We start from the raw sequence: 24,679 nt of genomic DNA on the forward strand, positions 1-24,679 counted from the left end.
AAATAGGACAGTTATTCCTGTGAAACTAATGTTTTATCCTCAAATTTTACAATAAACTTTCCATTGAATAGGGTTTCAGCCCATATCTTGATAATTTCTGGCTTAAACTGTTTTACAGGTTCTTCAGACTCTATCTGTTCAGAGGTATAAATATCAAAGATTATTGGGTTACGCATTAATCTCTCTTTTTTTATTTCAACTTTTAGTAAACACCAATCATCCTTAATTCTGTTTAATGTGATGTTACAATTTTTATCTTTAGTTATTGGTTTAATTTGAGGTGACGATGTCTTGCTAATTCGCAATAAGATGTTTACCCGTTGAAGATATTTCTTCGAAGGAGGTATGATTTCAAACCTAACACCTCCATAGATAACGTTGTTGGTTTTCTCATCTGTTATTGAAGACATAGAAACAATGACTTCATTTTTTGGTTCATATATAAATGGTTTTTTAGGGCTCATAGTTGTTTGGTCTGAGCCTCGGATTGCATAGACAAAGGTTTTGCCACCTCTATTAATAGGGTATTCGGGTGCTACAGCCATTGCAAATTCAGGTGACAAAATACGAACAAGTGGTGAAGGTCGGGTACCAAAACAAAACTGTGTATCAGTCGAAAAATTTCTCCCTTGAATGAAGATAAGATTACCTCCTTCCGCAGGAGCATTAGCAGGGTCTAAACGAGAAATGATGACCTTATTGGGTGCAAGGATAACCTGCACATCAGCCCCATCCCAGATATTATCCCCATCGCTATCTTCACAGGTTGGATCCGTCTCATCGGTGTCCCAAATACCATTATGGTTAAGGTCTTCCAGACCATCAGGAATGCCATCTCTGTCCGTATCGCATTTTAAAGGATGTGTTTCACCTATGTCGTACACACCGTTTTGATTTCGGTCTTCAAGTAAGTCTTCTAATCCATCGCCATCAACGTCAGCATAGTTCGTATCGGCTTGGGATAGCCACTGAAATAATTGTAATGCAAATACTCTATTCAAGGGGTTAACAAGGTTTTGGGTATTAATAGGTGTTCTTCCCGCTAAAATGGCTATTTTCCCATAGCCATAACTTCTGGTGAGAAATGCTACTTGTTTCATATTTTTTATATCATGATTTGTAGAAGGGAATATCGTTTTTGTTATAGGAATGCATTTGAGAGTACCACCACCAGTGATGGAAAAGTCTTTCCAGCATGAGGTAAGTATATCATTTGTTTCTACAGGGAATACACCATCGACCCGTTGCTTAGGATTGTAATAAGCATTTATACTCGATAGCCAATAATTAAAGAAGTGAGGGTCACCTTGAGGCCAATAATCGCCAAGAAGCAATACATTGCCTCCATCCGACACATAGTTTAACATATCCTTTATGGTAATAACGCCATTTGCAATTGCTATTGCCTCGATAACAGCGATTTGAAAATAGGGCAGTAAGTTTTGAATAGAAGGTTCTGACATCTCCTCATGCTCAAACTGGAACGGAAGTCCTGCCAATAAATCACCTAACGCTTTCAAGCCTCGTGGGTCTTTACTATCACGGAAAGAATCAGAAATGTTCTGTCCCCATATCCATAATACTTTACGGGGATTTGCAATTTTTTTATTCAAAACGACATGGAGATATTTCGTTGTTGGTTGTAAAACGTCATTATTTGCAGTTTCGCTTAATATAGGTTCAATACGAAGCCATGCTGATAGATCTTTCCAATCCTGATGATAAGGAATCACGGTAAGATATAAAATATCATTATTTAACCCATGTTCTTGGTACCAACTTAACCACTTTACTGGGTTACTTAAGAAAGACACAGACCAGGATATAGGGTTAGGGCTGTTTTCGTTTAGTAGGACTGCTCGAGTTTCTTTCCCTGCAAGACTTTCCTGAAATTGTATTTTTTCTATTGATATTTTGTTTTCATCGATGGGTGTTGGCAATTCTATGTTTGAGGGAAGAGGTAAAATATTAGAGACCCATCCTGAATTTATAGTAAGCCATTCTTTTATAGATAGGTCGGTAATGTCAAGATAATATAATTTTCCGCCACTGCCAATGATAAGCCTATTGTCAGATAACCATCCCAAATAGGTAACCTGTTTATCTAACTTCCCGACCCAAGATTTTTGGAATGGTTTGCCCATGAGTTCGATGCGGTTACCAAATGCGACACTAGCCATCTCTTTTTGGGGTTGAATACTCACAATCCAACCATATTCTACCCCACTAAACGAGTACTCCAACTCTTTATTCCAACCGTCAACGGGATTCCATCTTGCGAATGTTAAATAGCCAAACCCATCTTCAGGAGATTCGGTGCTAATCCAGAAACCTCCATTCGATACAAATATGTTGGATTTGTTAGTTGTCCCTGCTCCTAAAAGGGACATAGGTTCTGTGATACAAGACCATGATTTTGTATCTATTACATACACCTCACTTTTCTTGCCACTTTGTTCACTATCATCCCAAAATGAAAGCAACATCACTAAAAATTGATTTTCAAAGAAGGCGATGTCATATATCGAATATTCCTTTTGTAATTCATCCAATACTAAAGGGCGACTCATTTTCAGAAACGTGTCAACGATGCAAAATTGCGGAATTCCTAAGTATCCCGATTTCCCGACTATATACATCCCACTATCCCCTAAAGGACATATTTTATCTGGGGCGAAAGGTAATGGAATCTCGGAATCATAAGTTTGTATAAACTTGTCATCCTCTAAGTCGAATAAAAGAGCCCTACCAAGTGATATGTGTTCAGATTCTTTTCCCTCAAATACAATAAAATGTAACTGCTCTCCTTTCTTATAAGGATATACTTTAATAATCTGCCAATCAGGGTGAGTTAAAAAATATTTTATATCTCTGGTTATCCCATTTTCCAAATGTATATAGTAAAAACCATCATTATATTTATTTTGTAATAATCCACTCATGGATAATGTAAATAAAACATATTGATTTTGGTTTTCATTGGATAGAGGAAACATATCTAATACACTTTTGCCAGGTACAGTCATGAAGAATTGCGGATATAAAAGTTGCCCATTTCCCGACCGATATACTTCCTTGCATAAACGGACTGTCTCACCTGACACTGATTTTGTCTCAGTTAAAACGAGGATATCCTCTGCGTATAGTCCTACTGGTAAAGAGAAAAGTAGATATATTAAAATTAAAGCATTAAACAACTTCATACTATTGACCTATAAGATTTTTCTAAATATATACACTTTAATATAATAAAATAAAATACGTATGACAGAAAATCAACCTATTCAGCCAGATTGGAAGCAACTTAAAGAGTTATTAAAAGAATGTAGCAATTCCATGCCTAATAGTGCACCAGAGACAAACGTCACGTCACAATCTACCTCTAATATAACAGCAGGAACTATTTCTGAACATGAAGATAAGGGGGTATTTGATGAAGAGAAGAAAACAATGGAAGCCATTATCGAAGAACAAAGGCGAATAATCCAATTGCAAAATGAAAAAATACGGGAATTAGAAGAAAAATTAAATCTGCTACAAACAGACTGCACTTCACATGATGGCAATATACAGAGAGAAAGTGTTATGTCTGATGCGGATGAAATGTCAATACCCTCCATTTCAGAATTACAACTGCAAATTCAAAAGCTACGCAACCAGATTCTGCTAATGAAAAGCAAACCAAAATAAAACATATAACATAAGGATAGACCTCCATTTATCTTGGTTGTAATGTATAACCTTTTACATGACGGGCTCCTAAAATAGAAACGTCATTAAGGGTAAAATGAATACAGATTCCACCATGATAGTCTGTCCGCCAATAAGGGACGTGATATTGTTCTAACAATTCCTTTATTTCAGCTCGCATCCCAAAATTTCGATGAAATCCATTGCAAGAAATCACCACTGCCTGCGGTTTTACCATCTCAAGAAAGTCCCTATTTAAAGAGTTTTTCAGACCATGATGCGGTAATTTTAAAATGTGTGCTGAAAATTTATCTGGTTGCAATTCCTTTTTAGCAATCTCTGCTGGAAAATCGCCTGTCAATAAAGTTGTAAAATTATCATAGCAAAACTTCACAACGACGGAATTGTAATTTGTCTCTATATAAGCGACTTTACCAGCATAAAGGACATCGAGCCAACCTTTTTTAAGATATATCCGCTTGCCTGCTTCTAATTTTAAAATTGAGCATTTAATCATTTTAATTCTTTCCAGTAGTTCCATACCTAATGGATTTGTTTCAAAACCTTCACCATAAAGGAAATTATCAACTTGATAGGTTTCAATAATAGGTATTAACCCACCAATATGGTCTTCATCTGCATGTGACGCAATAACATAATCAAGTTTACGAATCCCTTGGGCATGGAGAAATGGAACAACTATCGCCCGTCCCTTATCTTCTGTTCCACTATCAAAAAGTAGATGTTCACCCTCAGGTGTTGTAATTACAATAGCATCTCCATGTCCAACATCAAGCAGATGAACAAAGCCTCCTTTGTTTAAGTATAGCCCACTCCACGTGAACCATAGGATAACACACGAAGATAAAAGAAAAAGCAGGTCTCTCCTTTTGAAAGTCCTTAAATATCGATATAAGAAATAGGAGGTGACAAAGTATACTAAAACACCTATATATGTTGGATGAGACAAATAAATGATCGTTTGCGAAACCGAACTGCCAAAGGAGCATATCCATTGTATTAATAACAGGGAGAGGGAACTGGAATAGAAAAAGAGGTAAGGAATACCAGGAAGAAAAATGGTAATAACTCCTCCTACACTTGATATAAGATAAATACCAACAAGAGGTACAACTAAAAGATTAATTAATGGAGAGAGAAAATTTACTTGTGTATTGAATTTCATCAGTAGTGGAAGTAGAAGAATTTGTGCAGATATAACAACTGTCACATAGGACCTAAGTGTCCATGGTAAAAATCTAAACAACTTGGATATCGGCTTATCAAATAATATAATAGATGCTACTGCCATAAATGACATCTGTGTTCCTACGTCGCGAATGCAATCAGGATTAAATGTAAACAAAAGAAGGGCTGTGAGGGAAAGAGAGGATAGAATATCTCCCTCCCGTTTACAAATAACATATATCTCGTAAATGCTCAACATTAACAAAGCCCTTAATGACGAACCATGCGCCCCACTCATTATGGTGTATAAAAAGCAAACTATCAGGGCAAAGATGCCTGCACCTTTCTCCTTAAATGGAACGATTATCTGCCATAACTTGCGAATGCACCAATACAAAAGTCCAATATGTAATCCAGAAATAGCAAGGATGTGTATTGTTCCTGTTCTAACAAACTGCTGTTTTTCTTCAAAACTTAAACCACTTCGGTCGCCTAACCAGATAGCATGGGCTATATCTACCGTAGATGATGGAGAATATTTTATAAACCGCCCATAAAGGTATTGTTGAAGTTTAGAAATCCAGAAGAGAGGAGAGATGTGGTATTCATGCAGAATTTTAAGTTGTTTTCCCGATGTCTGAATTTTTGAGAAAACCATCTGTGAATGTAGATAATCCTCATAGTTGTATAGGGAGAGATTGTTAGGACTTAAATAGATATTAGGTTTTCCAACCACTCTAAGTTTTGTATGAACATATATAGGATGTGTAATATTCTTACAGTCAACCGACATCTTACCCTTCATATCTGTCCATGTGCCACGGCTATTTTTAACACGGAGAACTTGCAATATAAATCGAAGCTCAGGAGAGTCAGCATTAAAAGGTTCATTCTTAACCACATATCCTTCCACTTCAACGCGAGTATTGACCGGGTTTTGTTTTAACCACTGAAACAAGGCATCCCCCTCTTTCGGGAAAGGATTAGAAAGGTATGTAATAGAACCCACTGAGAAGAAAAGAATAAATATCCAAATCTCATCATAGGATTGAAATCTATGTTTTCCAAAACATAAAAACAGGCTGAGAATAAAAGTTAAAACACAGATATACCAGTTAATCCACTGGAATTCAGCGAGGATAAAGCCAGTAACAAACCCTCCGCATGCAACAACTAAATGCCTGTTGATTAACATTTTATATACTATTATTTAGCCTGTATTGATTGTTCTTATCATTTTTATAGTACTTGCCTACTAAACAACAGTTTCTAATTTTTTATATTGTTATTTCCCTTCAGCAATTTGTTTTTCTGCATTTGCTAAGACCTCTTCAAGTCGAATAGGTTTCCCTCCCTGACGTTTGCTTTCATCCGCAGATTCCATAAATAAAAACATTTCGATACTTTCTTCTGGGTCTACTGGCGGTACACCAGTTCTAAAAAATTTAACAATTTCTTCAGCCAACGGTGAAAAATCACTATCCTCCTCTTGGCGTGCAGTTCCCTTCTCTCCAAAAGCAATAACTTGATGAGGTAAATCTCCCTTCCGCAATCCAACCAAAACTCCAACACGTCCATCCTTCCAAACACCTGTAACTACATCCGTATCAGCTGTGCTGACCCGTGTTACCGTTTCGCAACCTCTACCTAACACTGTATAAAGAGCCTCTGTCGGATGTATCCCATACCAGAACAAATCAGGATGGTGAGGCTCCAAATGACACGGGCCATAGGAGATGGCCGTATGTATTGGACCAATATCTTGCTTTAACATCTGTGTCAAGCCCTTATAAAAACGATAAGAAGAACTGGTAAACCAAGGGACATTATGTTCTTTAGCCAACTTCGCAATTTTAATGGCGTCTGTTAACGAACCTGCAAGTGGTTTATCAATGAAAACCCGTTTTTTGGCTTCGAATATAGGTTTTACTTGTTCAAGGTGCACACGCCCATCTACACTGGTAAGCATCACAGCATCAACCCGTGAACATAATTCCTCGATAGAATTTACAATCTCAACACCAAACTCTTTCTTTAATCGCTCCGTAAAACCAGCAACACGTGAAGAACTGGCTTCAAGGTCTGGACTACCTCCAGGATACCCAAGAATAATTCGTGCACCAGGAACACGTTTAGGATTGTTCATATCATTATATATCTGTGCAAAGGTGATAACATGTGAGGTATCTAACCCAACCAAACCAATGTTAAGTTCTTTGTCAGTCTCTTGTAACGGTGGAGCCTGTGAAGTATCTTGTGCCTGTCCACAGAATGACATTGATAATACAATCAAACAAGCCACGAAAAACAAGTGAAAACCTAAACTTTGCATTGTCTTATTCCTTATCTTGCAAATTGAATTTATATTTGACCCTATCTTTTATAGTGTAGTTTAATTTTCCTACAATCTCCTAATCAAATCAATCTCTACTTCCCCTTTCCTAACTACAGATTTACAATACCTTTTAACTACAAAACAATAGCAAATGTGAAATAATGTAACATCAAAATAAATATCGAGAGAGTACATAAGGCAATTAATATGCAGATAAGGTATAAATGGCTATTATGTATATGACATAGTCTGGGCAGTCGTCACCTTAACAAGGATATGAATAACAATTTAGTAAACGTATGTATTCGTCCGTTGAATATTGAAAATATCTACAGAACTTTAAAACGTTAACTTAAACACCCAGGCGTGTTGGCAGGGAATTTGTACTGGTGAAACACATGGGGTTGTTATTATCCATTCACCATTATCGTCCTCTACAGGAATCGTTATATCGGTGCCTAATAGGGTAACTTTTGGTGAGGTCTGGAATTCGTTAGATTTCGGGATAGCCCATTTATCGGGAGGCCATTTCAAAGCAATAGCATATATGGTGTTCCCCTTGCGGGTGAAACGGAAATTCTCCATCTTTGGGGCATCTTTCCATACGTCCGTTCCATAAATAGAATCGCCATTGACTTCTAACCATTTGCCCATTTCTAATAATCGTTCCTGCATTATCTCTGGTATGCGTCCATCTGCGGATGGACCTATGTCCAGTAGCAGGTTACCCCCTCGCGAGACATTGTCTATCAGCAGGTGAAGCAATTCCGTTGTGCTACGGTAACAATCCGCATCCTCATTTCTATTTAGACCAAACGATTTGCCCATACCCTGACATTCTTCAAATCTACCTTGTTTAATTAGATGTCCATCAGGAATATTCCCGTACTCGGGTGTTGCGAAGCCCCCATGAATATTTCTACATTCCTTACCCCAGCGGTCATTTATTGCAATATCTTTTGGTGCGGGCGATTCATTAAATAGCCATGCTAAAAATTCCGTGCTACGCCAGACGGAACTTGGATGATCCCATTCACCATCTGGCCAAAATACATCTGGCTTATATCGAACAATCAAATCCTTCATCTGTGGTAACATGTATTCATCTACATATGTATTCACATCAGTGTTATAAAGTGGATTAAACCATTCATACATACAGTAGTAAAACCCCATTTTCAAACCCATTTTCCTGACAGCAGTTATCAAATCCCCTGCCAAATCCCGATGTGGACCTATATCTACAGAATTCCAATTCCAACTATGCGGTGCTTGCCAGAGACAGAAACCTTCAACATGTTTTGAAGTTAGAACAACATATTTTGCTCCTGAGCGTTTAAATATATCTGCCCATTGGTCTGGGTCGAATAACTCTGCTTTAAACATCGGTGCAAAATCCTGATATTTGAACGTCTCACCATATTTCTCTTTATGGAATTTCCATGTCTCGCTATTTTTATCTTCCATATAGTACCAGTACCATTCCGCATATTGGTCTCTTGGTCCCCATGACGGAACAGAATACACGCCCCAATGGATAAAAATGCCGAACTTTGCGTCTTCGAACCATTGTGGATTGGGTCTTTGGTCTAATGACTCCCAGGTCGGCTCATACCCCACTCCAATACCTACCAGAAGCAACATGGATAATAAATTCATAAATGTTCCTTTCTTTTATACAGTAAGTCATAACATGTACAAAATGAGCCATTGAAATTAGTGTAGCATAAACATTTGTCTGATTGTATCTCTGATTGCTGAGTGAAAATGGTTTTAAATTGACTTCGGTTGTTTTTACTTTTTAGCAGAACGAGGGACAACAAGAACAGGACATTCAGCACGGCGTACGACTCGTTCGGTAACGCTTCCAAAGAAAGGCCGTTCCCATGTGCTGTGTCCTCTACGCCCCATAACAATCATGTCTACTTTTCTTTCATTTGCAAATTCCAATATGGTTTGATAGTCCCTTCCGATTCGAATCTCAACCAACACAGCGACCTCAGGAGGTATTTTAGATAAGTAGGTTTGAGCAATCCGATTGTCAATATCTTGTCTGGCTTTTTCATCGAGATTTTCAACCTCATAAATATATGTTTTCCAAAACTGTGCTTCCGGTTCCGGAATTACATGTAAGATAGTCAGAATGGATTGGGGTCGTCGTAAAACCAAATCTAAAGCATAATCAAAAGCAATATCTGCGTTTTCAGAAAAATCTGTACAGAAAAGCACATGGAATAACGAGTTCTCTTTACTCATATCTGCATCCTCATAAAAGGTTGGTTAAACTGTTGATAACCAGTTTGGAAAAAATAAAATGAGATTTGGGATAAATAAGAAAAGTATACTCACAATAACAAGTATCCATAAAAATGGAATCGAACCACGGAACACAGTAGATAAAGGCAAATCTCGTTCCATCCCACTAACTACATAGACATTAATACCCACAGGTGGTGAGATTACTCCGATTTGAGTTAATAATACAATCATTACCCCAAACCAAATAGGGTCATATCCTAATTGCTGTATAACTGGGTAAAAGATAGGAATAGTCAAAAGAATGAGAGCCAACGCATCAATAAAGCAACCTCCTACCATATAGAAAATGAGTACAAGTAAACAAATTCCCCAGTTGGGCAAAGGTAATCCAATCAGTCCATTTGCAATGGTCATAGGTAAACGAGTAATAGCGAAGAAACGTCCTAAAATCACCGCACCTGTAACAATAATAAGAATCATGCACGATGTTCTAATTGTTTCCATCAGTGCTCGCACAAACCCGTTCCATGTAATTTGCCGTAATATTATTGAAAGGAGTATCGTTCCTCCAGCACCGATGCCTGCCCCTTCAGTTGGAGTGAAAAATCCCAAAAAGATACCCACCATTACTATTAGAAAGAGGATAAGTGTCTCTATAACTCCTCCTAACGAAATAAGTTTTTCTCGCAATCCCGTTTTAGGACCTGCAGGACCTAAGTCTGGATTTTTAAGGCAACGGATATAAATACTTATACAAAACAGTAAAGCAACAAAAACACCAGGGAAAATGCCCGCTATAAAAAGTTTACCTATGGATTGTTGAGTAAGAATTCCATAAACGATGAATACAACACTGGGGGGAATCATCATCCCTAATCCACCAGCAGAAGCAACCGTTCCACTGGCTAATGCATCATTGTATTTATACCTCCGCATTTCAGGTAAAGCAACTGCAGACATTGTCGCAGCAGTGGCAGGACCTGACCCACAAATAGTCCCGAAGAGAGCACATGCGACAACCGTAGCCATAGCTAAACCACCTGGAAGAGAACCAATCCACTGATAAGCAGAACGAAATAATCGTTTGCTAATACCTGAATGAAATGCAACTTGCCCCATCAGAACGAAGAGCGGTATTACTACGAGGCTGGTCGATGAAAATGTGTCAATTAAATCACTCGCGAGCATAGTAAACGCAGCATTTTTACTGGTTACCCATGCAAACCCTGCCAATCCAATACCCATCATTGAAAAAGCCACAGGCATACTTGCCATGAGTAATAATAACAAGAGAGCAATTCCGACAATCCCGTAACCTGTTAGACTCATGGCTTAATCAATTCCTTCCCAGGTTGAAGGATATGATAGATTTTTACAAGTGAGGTCACTCCAAAGGAAAGGGCTAACCAGAAGGGAACCCAGAATATAGGTAATTGTACTGTTGCGGTAACTTCTCCAGAAGCGTATAAAGAAAATCCATGCTTAATCAATACTGCAATTACAGAAATGAATAAGATAAGCATCAACAAACGGGAAATAGTATCTATAAATACCCTCCATTTTTTCCCAACTCGTCTGAAAAAAAACTCAATAGCAATATGGCCTTTGACAGCAGTCGTGTAGGGCAATGCACCACCTAAAACAACAGTCGATAATAAACGGACAAAATCAAAACTTCCTGTAATCCCCTTCCCGAAGATTCTGCCAACTACATCAATAACAACTACCGCTACAATAAACAGCAATGCACATGCAGAAATAGCCCCCATCCCGTAAACAATAAAACGTACCCCTTTACCATATCCTTCAACAAAACGAGTCCATTTCATCTTCAAAAAAATATATAACCTCTATTGGCTGAGTTCCTGAATCCTTTTCTGTGTGTCACTTAATATCTCTGCACGTGGTAATCCATCATTAACTGAGACATAATCCTGAATCACAGGTTGTATTGCATTTTTCCAACGTTCTTGTTCTTCGGGGGATAATGAGATAATTTCTTTGCCCATTCCTTCAATATATTTTCGTGCATTATCATCATCAGTATCCCATCCTTCGCCATGTTTATCTACCCATTCTTCACTAACTTTCTGTATTATTTCCCTAATATTAGGAGGCAGTGCTTCCCATTTATTCTTGTTCATGACCACAAACATGGCTGTTGTATAACCGATGCACTGGCTATTTGTCACCGCCTGGATAACTTCCCCTTGTTTCCAGCCTTGGAGTGTTTCCATAGGGCAGAAGGTCGCATCTACCACACCTTTTTGAAGGGCTTCGTATGTTTCAGGTTGACTCATTCCAATAGGTTGACCACCCAATTTCTCAACTATTTTTGTGCATAAACCTGTGGCTCGGATTTTAAGTCCGTTCAAATCTTCCAAGGTACGGACAGGCTTCTTACTGGCTAATATCCCTGGTCCATGAGCGTGAACATAAAGCACCTGCACGTTGCTTAGCTCAGCTGGTTGATATTTCTTAACAATGTCCATCGCTACTCGTGTAGCTACCTTTCCACTTGGATAACCCAAGGGTAAATCTAAAACTTCTAATAATGGAAACCTACCACGTGTATATGCAAAGCAACTCATACCAAGGTCTGAAACACCATTAACCACACCTTCATAGCACTGGTCTGCCTTAGTTAGAGAACCTCCAGGATACATTATAATCTTGACTTTGCCATTTGTCCTTTTCTCAACTTCTTTTGCCCAACTTTCTGCAAGTTTGTATTGGGTATGGGTTGCAGGGAAAAACACACTATACGTTAGTTCAATTGGTTTTTCCGCTTTAGCAGGAGATGCGGAAGGAGTAGAGCCTGTCTTTTCAGAACCCCCACAACCAGTTAAAATGCACATACCAATAATGGCAATACAAGTAAGTAATAAACATGCTCCTTGTGTCTTTTTCATATACTTCACCCTCTTAATTAAATGTTTTTGTTCTTTAATAATAATTTGTTCCCTTTATTCCTTGCAACTTATAAAAAAATGTATGCTCTATTACGTTAAAACATAATTAATCATTGAGCTGAAGTTTATAATATTTGCCAATCTTTGCTATAAAAATTTTACCCTTATAATTAAGTGTAATCGTTTCTCTTTGTTGGCTAAATTCGGATAATATCCAGTCTCCTGCAATTCGTTCACCTAAATTGGCAAATTTCTCAGATACGTTGCTATCCGAAGTGCGGATAGAAATTCTAAATTTTGGGGAGTTACTGTTCTCACCGCTCCCGTTTGTTACTTGTGCAAACCCGTGGAAAAAAACTAACAGTTCGCCTGATGACAACCGCATATTTGACGCCTCTGTATCAGAGAGTTCTTCAAAGATAGACCCTTCTACTTTAGATATATTTGTCTCTTGAGTCTCTACCAATGAGTCCACTGCTTGATTTTCTTTTTTTATCTCTACTTGATTGGCATCCACAGGTTTATCTTGTGAAGTATCTTTTTTTTGTTCCGGCAAAACAAGACGTATTTGTTTCGGTTGATAAATTGGGCCTTCGCCAAGCAATTTTACAATATATGTTCCAGATGGGAGCTGATAGTATAGGAAGGCTTCTCTTTTTGGTGGAACCTTTCCATCTGCTTGGTTAAACACTTTTTCAAAAGCCAATCTCTCCTTCCCTCCAATTTTTGCTTCATATGGGAAATATTCCTTTTTCTCATCTGTTTCTGAATAGACCTTAACGAAAACAGGTGCAGGAACTTGAGCTAAATCATTTCCAATCCATACGGAGCGTAGCCCTTTATTGTAAAGAGATATCTCGACCTGATATGCATCTAAATTGGATACATAGTTCATCCGACCTGCTGCGCCGAGAATCACATTCCCCTGAGCAACTCCAAAAAAGTCCGATAAGATAAGGAAAACAAATAAAACATTGAGGATAGTAGAACAAAGAGGTATCCACTTCATGCCCTGCTCTTTATAAACTGAAAGCCAGGAAGCAACACCGATTAGGAATAAAACAACATAGACAGAAACGATGCTCAGAGAGAAGAGTCCATTTGAAGAGACCCGAAGTTGCCCACCTAATGGGGTAAGGCTATACCATGTAAGATTAATATAGATTGTATATCCGACTACGTAAATTACCCATAAAAGATTTAACGCTATTCCACGCCATCTTCGGTAAGGAATAGACCCAGCAATTGCTAAAAGAATAGCTGACAAGAATAGACCTACGACCATTAGAATTAAGACTTTGGAGGAGACCAACCCCTGACTGCTTGTCATTGGAATCATGATTAACATAATTATAAGGGTAGAACAGAACCATGCAATCCATGAATCCCTCCCAATTTCTATAGCCCCTCGACTCGGACCGATACGTGCCACAAATGTGCCTTGTAAGGATGGAATATCTACCTGAGAATTAGCACTAATAGCACGCCGTGCTGTATCACGTGTTTTGCTAAGGTCCAAGCGTGCCTGGAAAAGGCTTTCTTCTATATGTCGAGCAGTTTGGGCATCTATAATCTTTGCTTCTTTTTGCTTCTGAATTCGGTCAATATTTTTTTCAATTGACTCGAGGTCTAAGTCACAATCCAGTGCTAATTGGTCAAGTCGCTCACGGTAAAAAGAAATGGCACTGTGGGCAATTTTCAATTTTGCTTCATATTCCGCAATACCTTTTCGGGCAACATCGTTGTTCACCTTCCCTGCTTCAACGACCTTTTTCCATTCAATGAAACGACGTTCTAACTCCTCCCGAGAAGAGATGGATTTTTGCAAGCCTTCTATTAGAATAGAAAGAACCGACGTATTATTTTCTTCTTCACTTAATGGAAATACAATATCTGGAACTCTATCTGACAATTTTGTCAAATCTACATCAACATATCCACCTGCCAATTCAGGACTAACTGTAGATAGCCAACCTTCAAGATTTTTTCGTCTCCTGAATAACCGTTCCCTTCTAATTCTTAATGGAACTATGCGTCTCCAATAATGATTAAAATCAATACTACCTGTTCGATATGAGACAACCAATTCGCCAATTTCATCTTCAATTTGTTTCAGTTGTTCTAAAGTTTCAGAACGGCGAATTTTTATCTTTTCATCTAAATCTGCACGCATTCTCCGAATTTTTGAAAGATAGCCAAGTAAGTCTGGTTTAGTCTCTTTCCCTACAGGCTTCTTTTGCCGTAACATATGAAGATTCTTCTGGGCTTTATATTCCGCAGAAATTAATATTTGTAAAAATTCAAGTGATTCAAGAGGAAGAATATCATGACTAACATAGTCAGAATCAGATGAGCCTTTATCGTGGAAAGGAGAGGAGTCTCCCAATACCTCTGATTTATCCTTCGTTGATTTTCTGCGGAGGAATTCTGGGTGGTCTTTTAAGTAAATTTCGGTAATACCTTCTGGTAATTCATCCCTATGCGGGATACGTATTTTCTGTCGGCAGGCAACACAGCGACCCGGTCTCCCATACATATCCGGTTGAACCCGCATCTTCTGGCCACAGATACAGTATATTCTTAATTCCATATCTTTCGGTTCTGGCATCCTATTCCACCATTCTTATATTCATTTTATTATTATTATGATTTTATTTGTTCCCAAATTTCAATGTAAATAATATGTCAATAATAAATAACATTATTACATATTAGAGTTTATATTTAAAATTTATCCCTTCTTTTTTTATTCCCTCATTTTCTTGAAAGCCAAAGCAGAGTTTCAAAGTGAGGAGTATGTGGGAAAAAATCATATGCATTTCCATCCTTATATTGGTAATATTCAAGAAGATATGGTAATTCCCGAATAAGGGCTTTGGGATTGCACGAGACATAGATTATATCTTTTGGTCTCCATTGGGTTAATTTTTTTATAACTCCTAACGTTAGTCCTTCGCGAGGTGGGTCGACAATAACCAGTGTACTTGATGATGACTTATAGAATTTAGGTGATTGTTCACTTAGAAAACGACGAACTTTTTGGAGATAGAACTCTACATTAACCACGTTGTTTAATTCCGCATTTATTTTCCCATCCTCAATGGAAGATGGCACACAATCAACAGAAAATACTTTACTTGCAAGATGTGATAATATTATCCCGATAGTACCCATACCTCCATACAGGTCAAAAATATATTCGGGGGTTATTTCACGGGTCCATTGGTAGATTCGCAAAAACATCTTTTCGGCTGATAATGTATTCGCTTGAAAAAAACTGGCAGGAGAGATACGGAAGGTGAACGTCATATCTGTGTTTTCATGGTTAAGCACTATCCTCTCATGGATAACTTCTTGCCCATGTATAAGGTGCCACTCTTGGGCTTGTGATACTTCCGCAGTGCGGGTATAAAGTCCCCCATAAATACTTTGGCAGGGAACGTTTTTGTTTAATTGTTCGATTAGAGATTCCCAATTCAGATTTAATTCACGGGTAACAATTCCAACCATTCGTTCTGAGGTGCGTCTCGATTGACGAATGAGAAGAGCATGCAAGATGCCTTCTTTTGTTCGGCGGTCATAAGCCTCACACCGATTTTCCTCTCGCCATTGGTGTATCGCTTTCAACAAATCAGGAACACTACAAGGTCCTATAAGACAATCCTCCATTGGAAACGTATCATACCATCTCCGAAATCTCTTAAAGCCAAGAACAGTCCGACGTTTTATCTCCGCTGGAGGTGGCGTCTCAAAGTGCTCCCGAGAAAATACGGGGTCAATTTTATTTCGGTAGTGCCAAATCTCTGACGATGGCTCTATTGGAATGGCAGATGGAATATAGTCCGCAAACAAATTTTTTAAGTACATTTCCTTATTTTTCAATTGTTCTTTATAAGGAACATTTTGAAATGCACAACCACCACATATTCCAAAATGGGGACATCGTATTTCCACTTTATTGTTCTGCATAGTGAGCCTAATATTTATAGTGTTTGTTTTTGGAATATACAAACAAGTGAAAGACCTATTGGTAATGAACATTTTTGAATCCATTTATTTTCTAAGGATACAAGCACTTTTAATGGAACCTCTACCATGCGAGGCACTGGTGGAAACCCTTGATAGGTCTGTAAAGGATTAAAAACATCAATGATTTTTCGTAAAATGGCAAAAGGAATACCTGGAATATTCCAAAAACTCAGCTTCTTTATGTGGAAGTGTGCCTGATGGGCAAGAGTCTTTAATTGCTTTTTTGTGTATCTACGGAAATGATGATTCCAACGGTCCCATGATGAGAATAAACATGGAAATGCTGGAACAGTCATGATTAAAAATCCTTTATTTCTCAATACCCGTTTACATTCATTGATTGCTAACTGATGATTATAAATATGTTCTAAAACATCGGTCATTATAATCATATCTATTGACTCAGCCTGTAGAGGGATACCTTCACCAGAATGGCTTACAAACGTTTTAAGTATACCCAACTCTTTAGTAAACTTTACTGCGGATGGTTCAAAATCGGTGCTGACAACTTGATACCCCGACTGTTGAAGCTCATAAGACAATTTGCCACCGCCACAGCCAACCTCCAACACAGTACCAGGAGGTGGTAAAACTTTATTTGCAAGGTGGAGAATTAACTCCCGTTTTAAGATGAACCACCAATAATCTTTTTCAGTCTCATGATGAATACTTATCCATTGGTTACTTTCTATGTCTTCATTAGATATTCTGTTCGTTGGCGTGGTGTTCACATCACTTACCCAAGTTATTTATCTAAAGGCAAGGGCGTGTCAGAGAAATTATCCATTACACGATTCTCTCTTAACCGTATCAATGTTTCGACTGCCTGTGTTAGCGGGACAGTAATTTGCTCCTTTACTGCATAACGACGCCAAGTAATCATTTGATTTTGCCGTTCCCGCTCTCCGAGCACCCAAATATTCGGAATTTTACGTACCACAGCATTTCGTATCTTCTTGTTGAATGTTTCTGGACTGTCATCAATCTCTATACGGAACAATTTATTTTGTAACTCTGTTTTTATTGATACAGCATAATCAAGTAATACTGGATTTACTGGAACCATCATAATTTGGATAGGAGCCAACCATGTCGGAAAAGCACCACCATAAAATTCGATAAGGAACGAAATAATACGTTCATGAGTGCTTAATGGAGCACGATGCACGATGAAAGGTCTCTTCGGCTGTCCATCTCGGTCAATATAAGTAAGTCCAAACCGTTCCGCCATTACAAAATCCAATTGGCAGGTAGAAACTGTTTCTTCCCGACCTAAAAGGTTTCTTACCTGCACATCTACCTTAGGACCGTAGAACGCCGCTTCACCTTTTTCCTCTTCATATTGAATTCCCAGATTGTTTAATACTTGCCGTACCATATCTTCACTCTTATTCCACAACTCTTCATCCGCAACAAATTTATCGCTATTGGGGTCATGAAGAGAAAGACGAACTCGGAAATTCCCTAATCGTAAGTGCTCATAATAACGGCTATACATCTGCATCACGGACACAAATTCACTCTCCACCTGTTCAGGGGCACAATAAATATGGGCATCATTCATGCACATAGCACGCACTCGTAACAACCCCGAAAGGGAACCATGTTTCTCATAGCGGAAAACATTCCCATACTCCGCAAGTCGTAACGGCAAATCACGATAACTACGAATACGGGACGCATAAATTTTATGATGGTGTGGACAATTCATAGGACGAAGATAGTATTGGTCATTCTCATCCAGAGTCATCGGGGGATACATGCTCTCCGAATAATATGGTAGATGGCCTGAACGGTAATATAATTCCGCACGGGTAATACATGGAGTCGATACTCTTAAATACCCTTCCTTGAATTCCTCCTCTTTTGCCCATTTCTCTAATTCCTCACGGATAACTGTACCATTTGGCATCCAGAGAGGTAGCCCAACACCTACTTCCGAATCTTGTATAAATAAATCCAGCTCTTCCCCTAATTTGCGATGGTCTCGCTCCATAGCCAACTGGCGAAGATGTAAAAATTGTTCCAATTCCGCTTTATTAAGAAATGCAAATCCATAAATACGGGTGAGCATCGGATTTCTTTCATCACCACGCCAATAACTCCCAGAGATGCGGTCTAACTTAAACCCATCTTTGGGCAGTTCCCCAGTATGGTTCACGTGTGGTCCTTCACACATATCAACAAAAGGACCATGCCGATAAAACGAAAGCCCTTTTGAGTCAATTTCACCTTTTTCTGCCAATTCTTTTGCATATTCAACTTTGTAACTCTGCCCCATCTTTTCAAGGAATTCTACCGCTTCTTCAAGTTTCATAAAGGTTTGAGTAAAAGGGTGCTTCTCTTTAATAATTCGGCGCATCCGTTCTTCAAGTTCTGGCATGTCTGATTCACCTATTGGATTCCCATTAAAATCAAAGTCATAATAAAAACCATTCTCAACTGGCGGTCCAAACGCCAATTTTGCATCTGGTCGCAATTCCAGAACCGCTTGGGCTAATACATGTGCCAACGAATGACGAATTTTATAAAGTTGATTTTCTGAGGCTAATGAACTATCTTCACAATTTTCTTGTTTATTCATAGTAAAAAAATCCCTATCTATATTTTGTATGTTTCTCTTGATTATCAGATTAACCTATATTTTACTCCAAAATAGAGATGATGGGCAAGGTATGCCCTTAATATCTTATTGGTTTGAATATAAATGGAATATAGTATCTATAACTTTTGGAATAATAGCATCTTCCATTTTGAAAATATAGACATTCGGACCTAAAGGTTTCCAGACATTCGGATTGGTAGTGCGGAATAGTACAAGCGTATTCACACCTACAGCCCCCGCAATATGGGAAATACCACTATCATTCCCTATAAAAACGCTTCCACCGCCAATATACTCAGTCAACCTTACTAAATTCGATTCTTTATATATCTGGACATTTTTTGGGACCTCTAATGTTTCCTCCGCAGGACCTAAACACCAGCACACTGGGAGACCTTTACATTGAAGCCTATCTGTTAATTCCTCAAAAAATGCACAAGGCATGTTCTTCTTAGGACTTCCACTCCCTGGATGGATAATAATATTCCCGTGATATCCGCCTGGCTTAATTGGTAGAACAAACTCTGTTATGGATGGACAACCTAAACAATGTAAATAATAATCAACTGCATGTAATGACCAGTCCTCAGGTGGAGTTCCACCAAAAGCATATACATGGGCTATCCCTATATCTTTCACTTTATTCACCAGAACATCCGCATTTCGTAAAAAAAGGAAAACGACATCAAAATTTGCCAAGAACGTTCTTAACCTCTCAGATGGTGAAGAAAAAAGTGATGTAAAATCAATATCCTCAGGTGAAAATGTTTTCTTCACCCAACCGACTTTTTCCAGAAGGGACATTCGTTCAGGATAACCTACAACGAAAACGTCTCCCTTTTTAGAAAGCTCTTTAAGGGCAGGGGAAAACAATATCGTATCACCTATTGCTCCAAAAAAAACGACTAATTGGTTCATATACATCTTTACTTAATAAAATATTTATTTATGTAATAAAACCGTGATAAGATATTATAAAAAAATTTTTCAAAAATAATGGATATTTGTGAGGTTGTTGGTATGGAAAATTTTTTTAATATTGAGGTTGAGGTAGAAGACAGTGAACGAAAAGTGTACTTAGAAAAGCTATGCAATCTATTTATGCAAAAAGGCTTCATTATAGAGCGGGAGTCTGAAAATGACATAGAATTATCACGACCATTGTCAGGTTCAAGCAAGGATGAAACCATTATGTATCCATGGATAGATAAAGTTTGCATTCAAGGAACCAGCAGTGGATTTGTTGTCAATTGTTCAGTGAAAAATTACCGATTAGTCCGATATCTTACCATCTATGCTTTACCAGTTGTGGATGTTATCATAATTGTAATTTTGTTCTCCGTTGTCAAAGAACATAAAATGCTTTTTCCCTTTATTTTCATTCTGATTTTCTCCTACTTTTTCATTAACTTTATCTTTAATATGCAGTTTAAAAACATGATAAATTCATTAGCAAAAGAAATCCAAAATCTATCTTAAAATACGTTTAATAGAAAACAATGAGGAAAATATGGACGAGTTTTGTGCAAAAATAATAAATATATTTAAAGAAATTCATCCCTTAGACAGAGTACCACGGGCAGGCTTTCTATTACGTGGCGTTCCCGTTCCAGAGTCAGTTTCCGCTCATAGTCATTTTTTGTCATTACTGGCATTGCTTGTTTTAGAGCAATTCCCCGATCAGTGGGACGGATATAAGGTTTTAACGTTGGCTATTATTCATGATTTAGCAGAATCAAAAATGATGGATATGCCGATGCCTGTAACTCAGAAATACTTTTCAAAGGAAAAGTTACAAGCAGAACAGGCTGTCTTTGATAAGTTAATGGAAGGACTTTCTACAAAATATTCTGATTTGCATCGTGAATTTCATGAAGTATCATCGCCAGAGGCGAAGTTAGTACGGGGACTGGACAAAGTCCAGATGATGCTGAAAGTATTGAATTATGAAAGGGAACATCAAGGAGATTTAAGGGAATTTTGGGAAAATCCCAAAAATTTCTGTGATTATGGAATAGAAATAACCCGAAAACTTTTTCATGCAATATGCGAATATGCAGGAAGAACATTACCACTAAACATTCCAGAGAACATGTGATTCATTACTCATATCCTATTTTTAGTTGCTATATCGAATCACAATGTTTTTGAAAACCACCGTCTAAGACCCATACGAGAAAGGTAGATAGGAATGACCTGTAATTGAGGGTCAAGTTCGAATAATGCCTTCTTAAAATTACGTTTGTTTTTGTTATGCTCATCAAAAAGGAGTGTTAAAGAACCACCTTCTCCGCCAGCCCCATTAACCTTCCAACCTATAGCGCCATGCTGTTTTGCAAGTTCAATAACATGCTTTGCAGTAGTAGAAACTAATGCAGGATGTAAAGCCATTTGCCCCTCTGTATTTTCTCTCATCGCCTCTGCAAAAGCATCAAAATCCCCTTCAAGCAATGCATTCTTACCATGATGTGCACACCGTCGTAAAATATCCAGCACACGTTTATCACTATTCGGCTGTTCTAATCTTTGGATAACCTGTTTATGAACCTCGCTGGATGCATGTGTCTTGCCAAGATATACCAACATTAAACGACGCTCCAACTCCCACCATAATGCATTCGGCAAGAGAACAGGCGATACAGATGCATGAGGATATTCAAACATCTCTATAAAACAAATTCCACCATAACTTGCACATATTTGGTCCTGAATACCGCATTGTAAACCAAGTTTTTCCGTTTCTACGCGATGAGCAAGACTGGCAATCTCGTGAGCTGTCAACTGCCCCGATGTCAATAAATCAAGGGCACCCAGTAAAGCAACGCTGATTGATGCAGAAGTCCCAGTAGAGCAACCCGCAGGTGCCTCAGAAAATAAATTTACTTCAAAGGACAGATTTTTTGGTAAGGACATAATATCAATACATGCTTCGAGCAGGGGATGCTTCTCATATTCAGGGAAGTTGGGACTGAGAGTATAACGTTCACCAAAATTTTCAACATCTAAAATAATCTCAGGCTTATGAAACGATTCCACCTCATAAACATAAATCTGCACCTCCGCATAAGGATAAACCCCAATATTAAGCACTGCACCATATCCCGCAAACCACGTGTCTGTCCACCCACCTAAATCACAAATTCGAATAGGAGCAATAGCATTTATCACATACTTCAGTTTCTTTCCCATTACTGTTATCCTTCATTTTTAATCGTTTGATGTGGACAATACTGAAAACAACCATCTTCAAAAATAATCCGCACCTCTTCTTCAAGGCAAATGTTAAACTTCTCCAAAACCTTATGTTTTGCAAGACGAATTAGATACAAAACATCATTAAAACTGGCATTGCCTTCATTCATAATAAAATTAGCATGGACTGGGCTGATAACCGCACCACCATAACGATACCCCTTTAAACCACAATCCTCTATTAACTTGCCCGCATGCTCATTCGGAGGATTCTTAAACACGCTACCACAACAATGCCCTTCGGGCTGTTTCTCCTTCCTACGGCTTATATAATGTTCATAAATAGGACGTTGGTCCTTGTCCGATTCCCTGAAATGGAAAACAGCCCCTAAGATGAGGTCTTCCGTCGAACAGAATTTCTGCGAACGATAATTATAAAGGGACGGACACATCGAAACCATTCTTAACCCGCCAGAGCTTAGTAAATGCACCTCTTCTGCCCACTCACAAATACAACCATTAACTGTACCCGCATTCATAAATAAAGCACCTCCCACCGTCCCAGGTATCCCCGTTAAGGCACCAACTCCCTCATAATTGTTCTCTAACATAATCTCCTTAACAATCCGCTGAAGTTCAACACCGCTTGTGATGTAATACCTATCCCCTCCTAAGGACTGAATCTGTTGATACGCACATGTTATCAGAACAAGCCCCCTAAATCCTTTATCAGATATTAAAACATTCGTGCCACCTCCCAAAATAAAACGAGGTAACGAAAATTCTTGAAAATACTTATATGCAACAGCCATCTCCTCCTCATTGATAGGAATCATGGCTATATCAGCACAACCACCAATGTTATAATACGTATGCGGGGCTAACGGATAATCCCTATAAACAAACCTCAATGACAATATTTCTTCCAACTGTTTCTGTTCTATTTTTGAGTTTCCTTCAATCATTCTTCCTTCATTATTCTCTCTTCAATATCATTTCAAAAAAACAACGTTTAAACATAAAGCCTCATGACAACAAATATAATAGATAAACACACAAAACAAAGACAACCAACCCATTAAAAAGAAACATAAACTTTAACTCATTAAATTTTCCAATTTCTTTGTATCCACTTAACTACAAATACAGGAAAATGTACAAAAACAATTCTAATTAATAGAAAAATCCTTTTTTAACGCTGATATAACCCATTATATATTTATATTCAATAATATATTGCATATTTTGAAAATCACACCATAATTTTTAACAAATGATTTGGGAGAAATTCGAAACAGGTACTACCTCCACCCTCCTCCCTGTGTTTAAATCATACCGCTAACACCAAATAAGTAGCACAAATACCCCTGCACTTGTTTTTTACTTTGCAATTATATAAGAAGAAGAATATTAAACCAAATATGGCATAAATGATACAAAGTTTTTAAAAGGTATCTAATGAATTAGAATGGATAGATTGGACATACCTATAAAAAGAGAGTTTTCTAATCATCATCTCAACGGATGTGATTAACTCATATATTTCGAATTATTACCTTTTCTTATTGTATTTTAATAGATTCAAGTGCAGTTCGTATGTTTGCTTCATACGAAGGATAAATATGTTTATCTACTTTAAATAAAACGAAAAGATATACAGGGTCTTGACGGATATAAGTGTGATATTCCACTGCTTCTTCTAAATCCAGTATTATTTCCACAGTTTCCTTCCCACATATTTGTTTAATCCCCTTATATATTATTTGTTTATATTCATTTTTCTTTGCATCTTTCCCGTAAATCTCATCCAAATACATCTTTACTTCATTTTCTATGTATTCACTGAACGTTTGTTCTTTTAGTTCCATTAGGAATTCTTCAATCCTTCCCCAGTTAATTTTTTTGTTTTCAAATTCAAAAAACTCATTTTTAAGACGAGAATGTGTTTGCCATCCATCAGGAAGTTGCATTTGAATAGTATAGCCTTTACCTTTCAATTTAGCGATATTTAATGTCTCATCTGGCTTTGCATAATGAAAATCAATATATTCTCGCAGTATTTTGAATGTTATAATGGTAAAGAAAATAGTTATGATACTTATTAATATGGCTCCTTTTTTTATATAAACAAATAATTGACTTATAAGGAAAGACCCAAAAGCAATTAGAAATATAGGAATAAGATATTTGTCTATAATATCACTCCCTTTTCCCTTCTTAAAGAGGCTTAAAATTCCAATTAAAAGCATAAGTATCGGAACAAGAGGAAATAAAATATTTTTTATTTCACCCGATATCAATTTTTGGACACTTAAAACTATTCCAAGCACGCATGTTACGATATATAATGCAAAAAATATCATACCCAATTTAGACCGCATAACCTCTATACCTCATATTCTATCGAATATTTCTTTACTCACTTCATTTTAATTTCTTTTTCTTTTTTGAACTAACATAGAATGCTAT

At 37.7% G+C, this 24,679-nt stretch carries 19 protein-coding genes; 3 read left to right on the plus strand and 16 right to left on the minus strand.

All coding sequences use genetic code 11. From position 1 onward, the window contains the following. Positions 1–11: 11 nt before the first annotated feature. Positions 12–3,203, minus strand: coding sequence for an IPT/TIG domain-containing protein (locus PLJ10_09365; protein ID HOK09857.1), 3,192 nt, complete (start codon positions 3,201–3,203; stop codon positions 12–14). Positions 3,204–3,264: 61 nt separating this feature from the next. Between PLJ10_09365 and PLJ10_09370 the strand changes: the two genes are divergently transcribed. After that, the gene (locus PLJ10_09370) at positions 3,265–3,690 is read left to right on the plus strand and encodes a hypothetical protein (protein HOK09858.1); all 426 of its coding nucleotides are present in this window, start codon (positions 3,265–3,267) and stop codon (positions 3,688–3,690) included. 28 nt (positions 3,691–3,718) lie between these two features. Here PLJ10_09370 and PLJ10_09375 read toward each other — a convergent pair whose 3' ends face one another. The 12 genes from PLJ10_09375 to PLJ10_09430 form a co-directional block, all read right to left on the minus strand. Then, positions 3,719–6,073 carry a DNA internalization-related competence protein ComEC/Rec2 gene (locus PLJ10_09375; protein ID HOK09859.1) on the minus strand — a complete coding sequence of 785 codons (2,355 nt, stop codon included), beginning with the start codon at positions 6,071–6,073 and terminating at the stop codon, positions 3,719–3,721. A gap of 90 nt (positions 6,074–6,163) precedes the next feature. Next, on the minus strand, positions 6,164–7,210 hold the full coding sequence (locus PLJ10_09380) for a Gfo/Idh/MocA family oxidoreductase (GenBank protein HOK09860.1): 1,047 nt from the start codon (positions 7,208–7,210) through the stop codon (positions 6,164–6,166). 342 nt (positions 7,211–7,552) lie between these two features. Next, positions 7,553–8,872: an alpha-L-fucosidase gene (locus PLJ10_09385; GenBank protein ID HOK09861.1), complete on the minus strand. Its 1,320-nt coding sequence runs from the start codon at positions 8,870–8,872 to the stop codon at positions 7,553–7,555. Between the two features lie 135 nt (positions 8,873–9,007). Continuing rightward, a complete protein-coding gene (locus PLJ10_09390; GenBank protein HOK09862.1) occupies positions 9,008–9,469 on the minus strand; it encodes a universal stress protein in 462 nt (153 codons plus the stop codon). Between the two features lie 24 nt (positions 9,470–9,493). Then, positions 9,494–10,801, minus strand: coding sequence for a TRAP transporter large permease (locus PLJ10_09395; GenBank protein ID HOK09863.1), 1,308 nt, complete (start codon positions 10,799–10,801; stop codon positions 9,494–9,496). Next, a complete protein-coding gene (locus PLJ10_09400; protein HOK09864.1) occupies positions 10,798–11,301 on the minus strand; it encodes a TRAP transporter small permease in 504 nt (167 codons plus the stop codon). Before PLJ10_09400 ends, PLJ10_09395 begins: the two co-directional genes overlap by 4 nt. A gap of 21 nt (positions 11,302–11,322) precedes the next feature. Continuing rightward, positions 11,323–12,384, minus strand: coding sequence for a TRAP transporter substrate-binding protein (locus tag PLJ10_09405; protein HOK09865.1), 1,062 nt, complete (start codon positions 12,382–12,384; stop codon positions 11,323–11,325). A gap of 106 nt (positions 12,385–12,490) precedes the next feature. After that, a complete protein-coding gene (locus tag PLJ10_09410) occupies positions 12,491–14,992 on the minus strand; it encodes a hypothetical protein (GenBank protein HOK09866.1) in 2,502 nt (833 codons plus the stop codon). A gap of 146 nt (positions 14,993–15,138) precedes the next feature. Continuing rightward, entirely contained in the window at positions 15,139–16,353 is a 1,215-nt protein-coding gene (rlmD, locus tag PLJ10_09415) for a 23S rRNA (uracil(1939)-C(5))-methyltransferase RlmD (protein ID HOK09867.1), read from the minus strand. Positions 16,354–16,367: 14 nt separating this feature from the next. Further along, complete coding sequence (locus PLJ10_09420) at positions 16,368–17,144, minus strand: methyltransferase domain-containing protein (GenBank protein ID HOK09868.1); 777 nt, start codon at positions 17,142–17,144, stop codon at positions 16,368–16,370. Between the two features lie 14 nt (positions 17,145–17,158). Next, a complete protein-coding gene (gene thrS, locus PLJ10_09425) occupies positions 17,159–18,997 on the minus strand; it encodes a threonine--tRNA ligase (GenBank protein HOK09869.1) in 1,839 nt (612 codons plus the stop codon). Between the two features lie 105 nt (positions 18,998–19,102). Then, positions 19,103–19,936: a glycosyltransferase family 9 protein gene (locus tag PLJ10_09430; GenBank protein ID HOK09870.1), complete on the minus strand. Its 834-nt coding sequence runs from the start codon at positions 19,934–19,936 to the stop codon at positions 19,103–19,105. 102 nt (positions 19,937–20,038) lie between these two features. Here PLJ10_09430 and PLJ10_09435 point away from each other — a divergent pair, with 102 nt between their 5' ends. Beyond that, entirely contained in the window at positions 20,039–20,497 is a 459-nt protein-coding gene (locus tag PLJ10_09435; GenBank protein HOK09871.1) for a hypothetical protein, read from the plus strand. Between the two features lie 31 nt (positions 20,498–20,528). Beyond that, positions 20,529–21,116 (plus strand): HD domain-containing protein, encoded by a 588-nt coding sequence (locus PLJ10_09440; GenBank protein HOK09872.1) that lies wholly within the window; start codon positions 20,529–20,531, stop codon positions 21,114–21,116. Between the two features lie 38 nt (positions 21,117–21,154). Here the strand turns inward: PLJ10_09440 and PLJ10_09445 are convergent, their stop codons facing one another. From PLJ10_09445 to PLJ10_09455, 3 genes are all read right to left on the minus strand, one after another. Continuing rightward, a complete protein-coding gene (locus tag PLJ10_09445) occupies positions 21,155–22,207 on the minus strand; it encodes a GHMP kinase (protein ID HOK09873.1) in 1,053 nt (350 codons plus the stop codon). A 5-nt stretch (positions 22,208–22,212) separates the two neighbouring features. Then, on the minus strand, positions 22,213–23,175 hold the full coding sequence (gene murB / locus PLJ10_09450; protein HOK09874.1) for a UDP-N-acetylmuramate dehydrogenase: 963 nt from the start codon (positions 23,173–23,175) through the stop codon (positions 22,213–22,215). A 597-nt stretch (positions 23,176–23,772) separates the two neighbouring features. Continuing rightward, positions 23,773–24,591 carry a hypothetical protein gene (locus PLJ10_09455; GenBank protein ID HOK09875.1) on the minus strand — a complete coding sequence of 273 codons (819 nt, stop codon included), beginning with the start codon at positions 24,589–24,591 and terminating at the stop codon, positions 23,773–23,775. Positions 24,592–24,679 lie beyond the last annotated feature (88 nt).

Source organism: Candidatus Hydrogenedens sp., assembly GCA_035361075.1.
Taxonomy (GTDB): Bacteria; Hydrogenedentota; Hydrogenedentia; order Hydrogenedentales; family Hydrogenedentaceae; genus Hydrogenedens.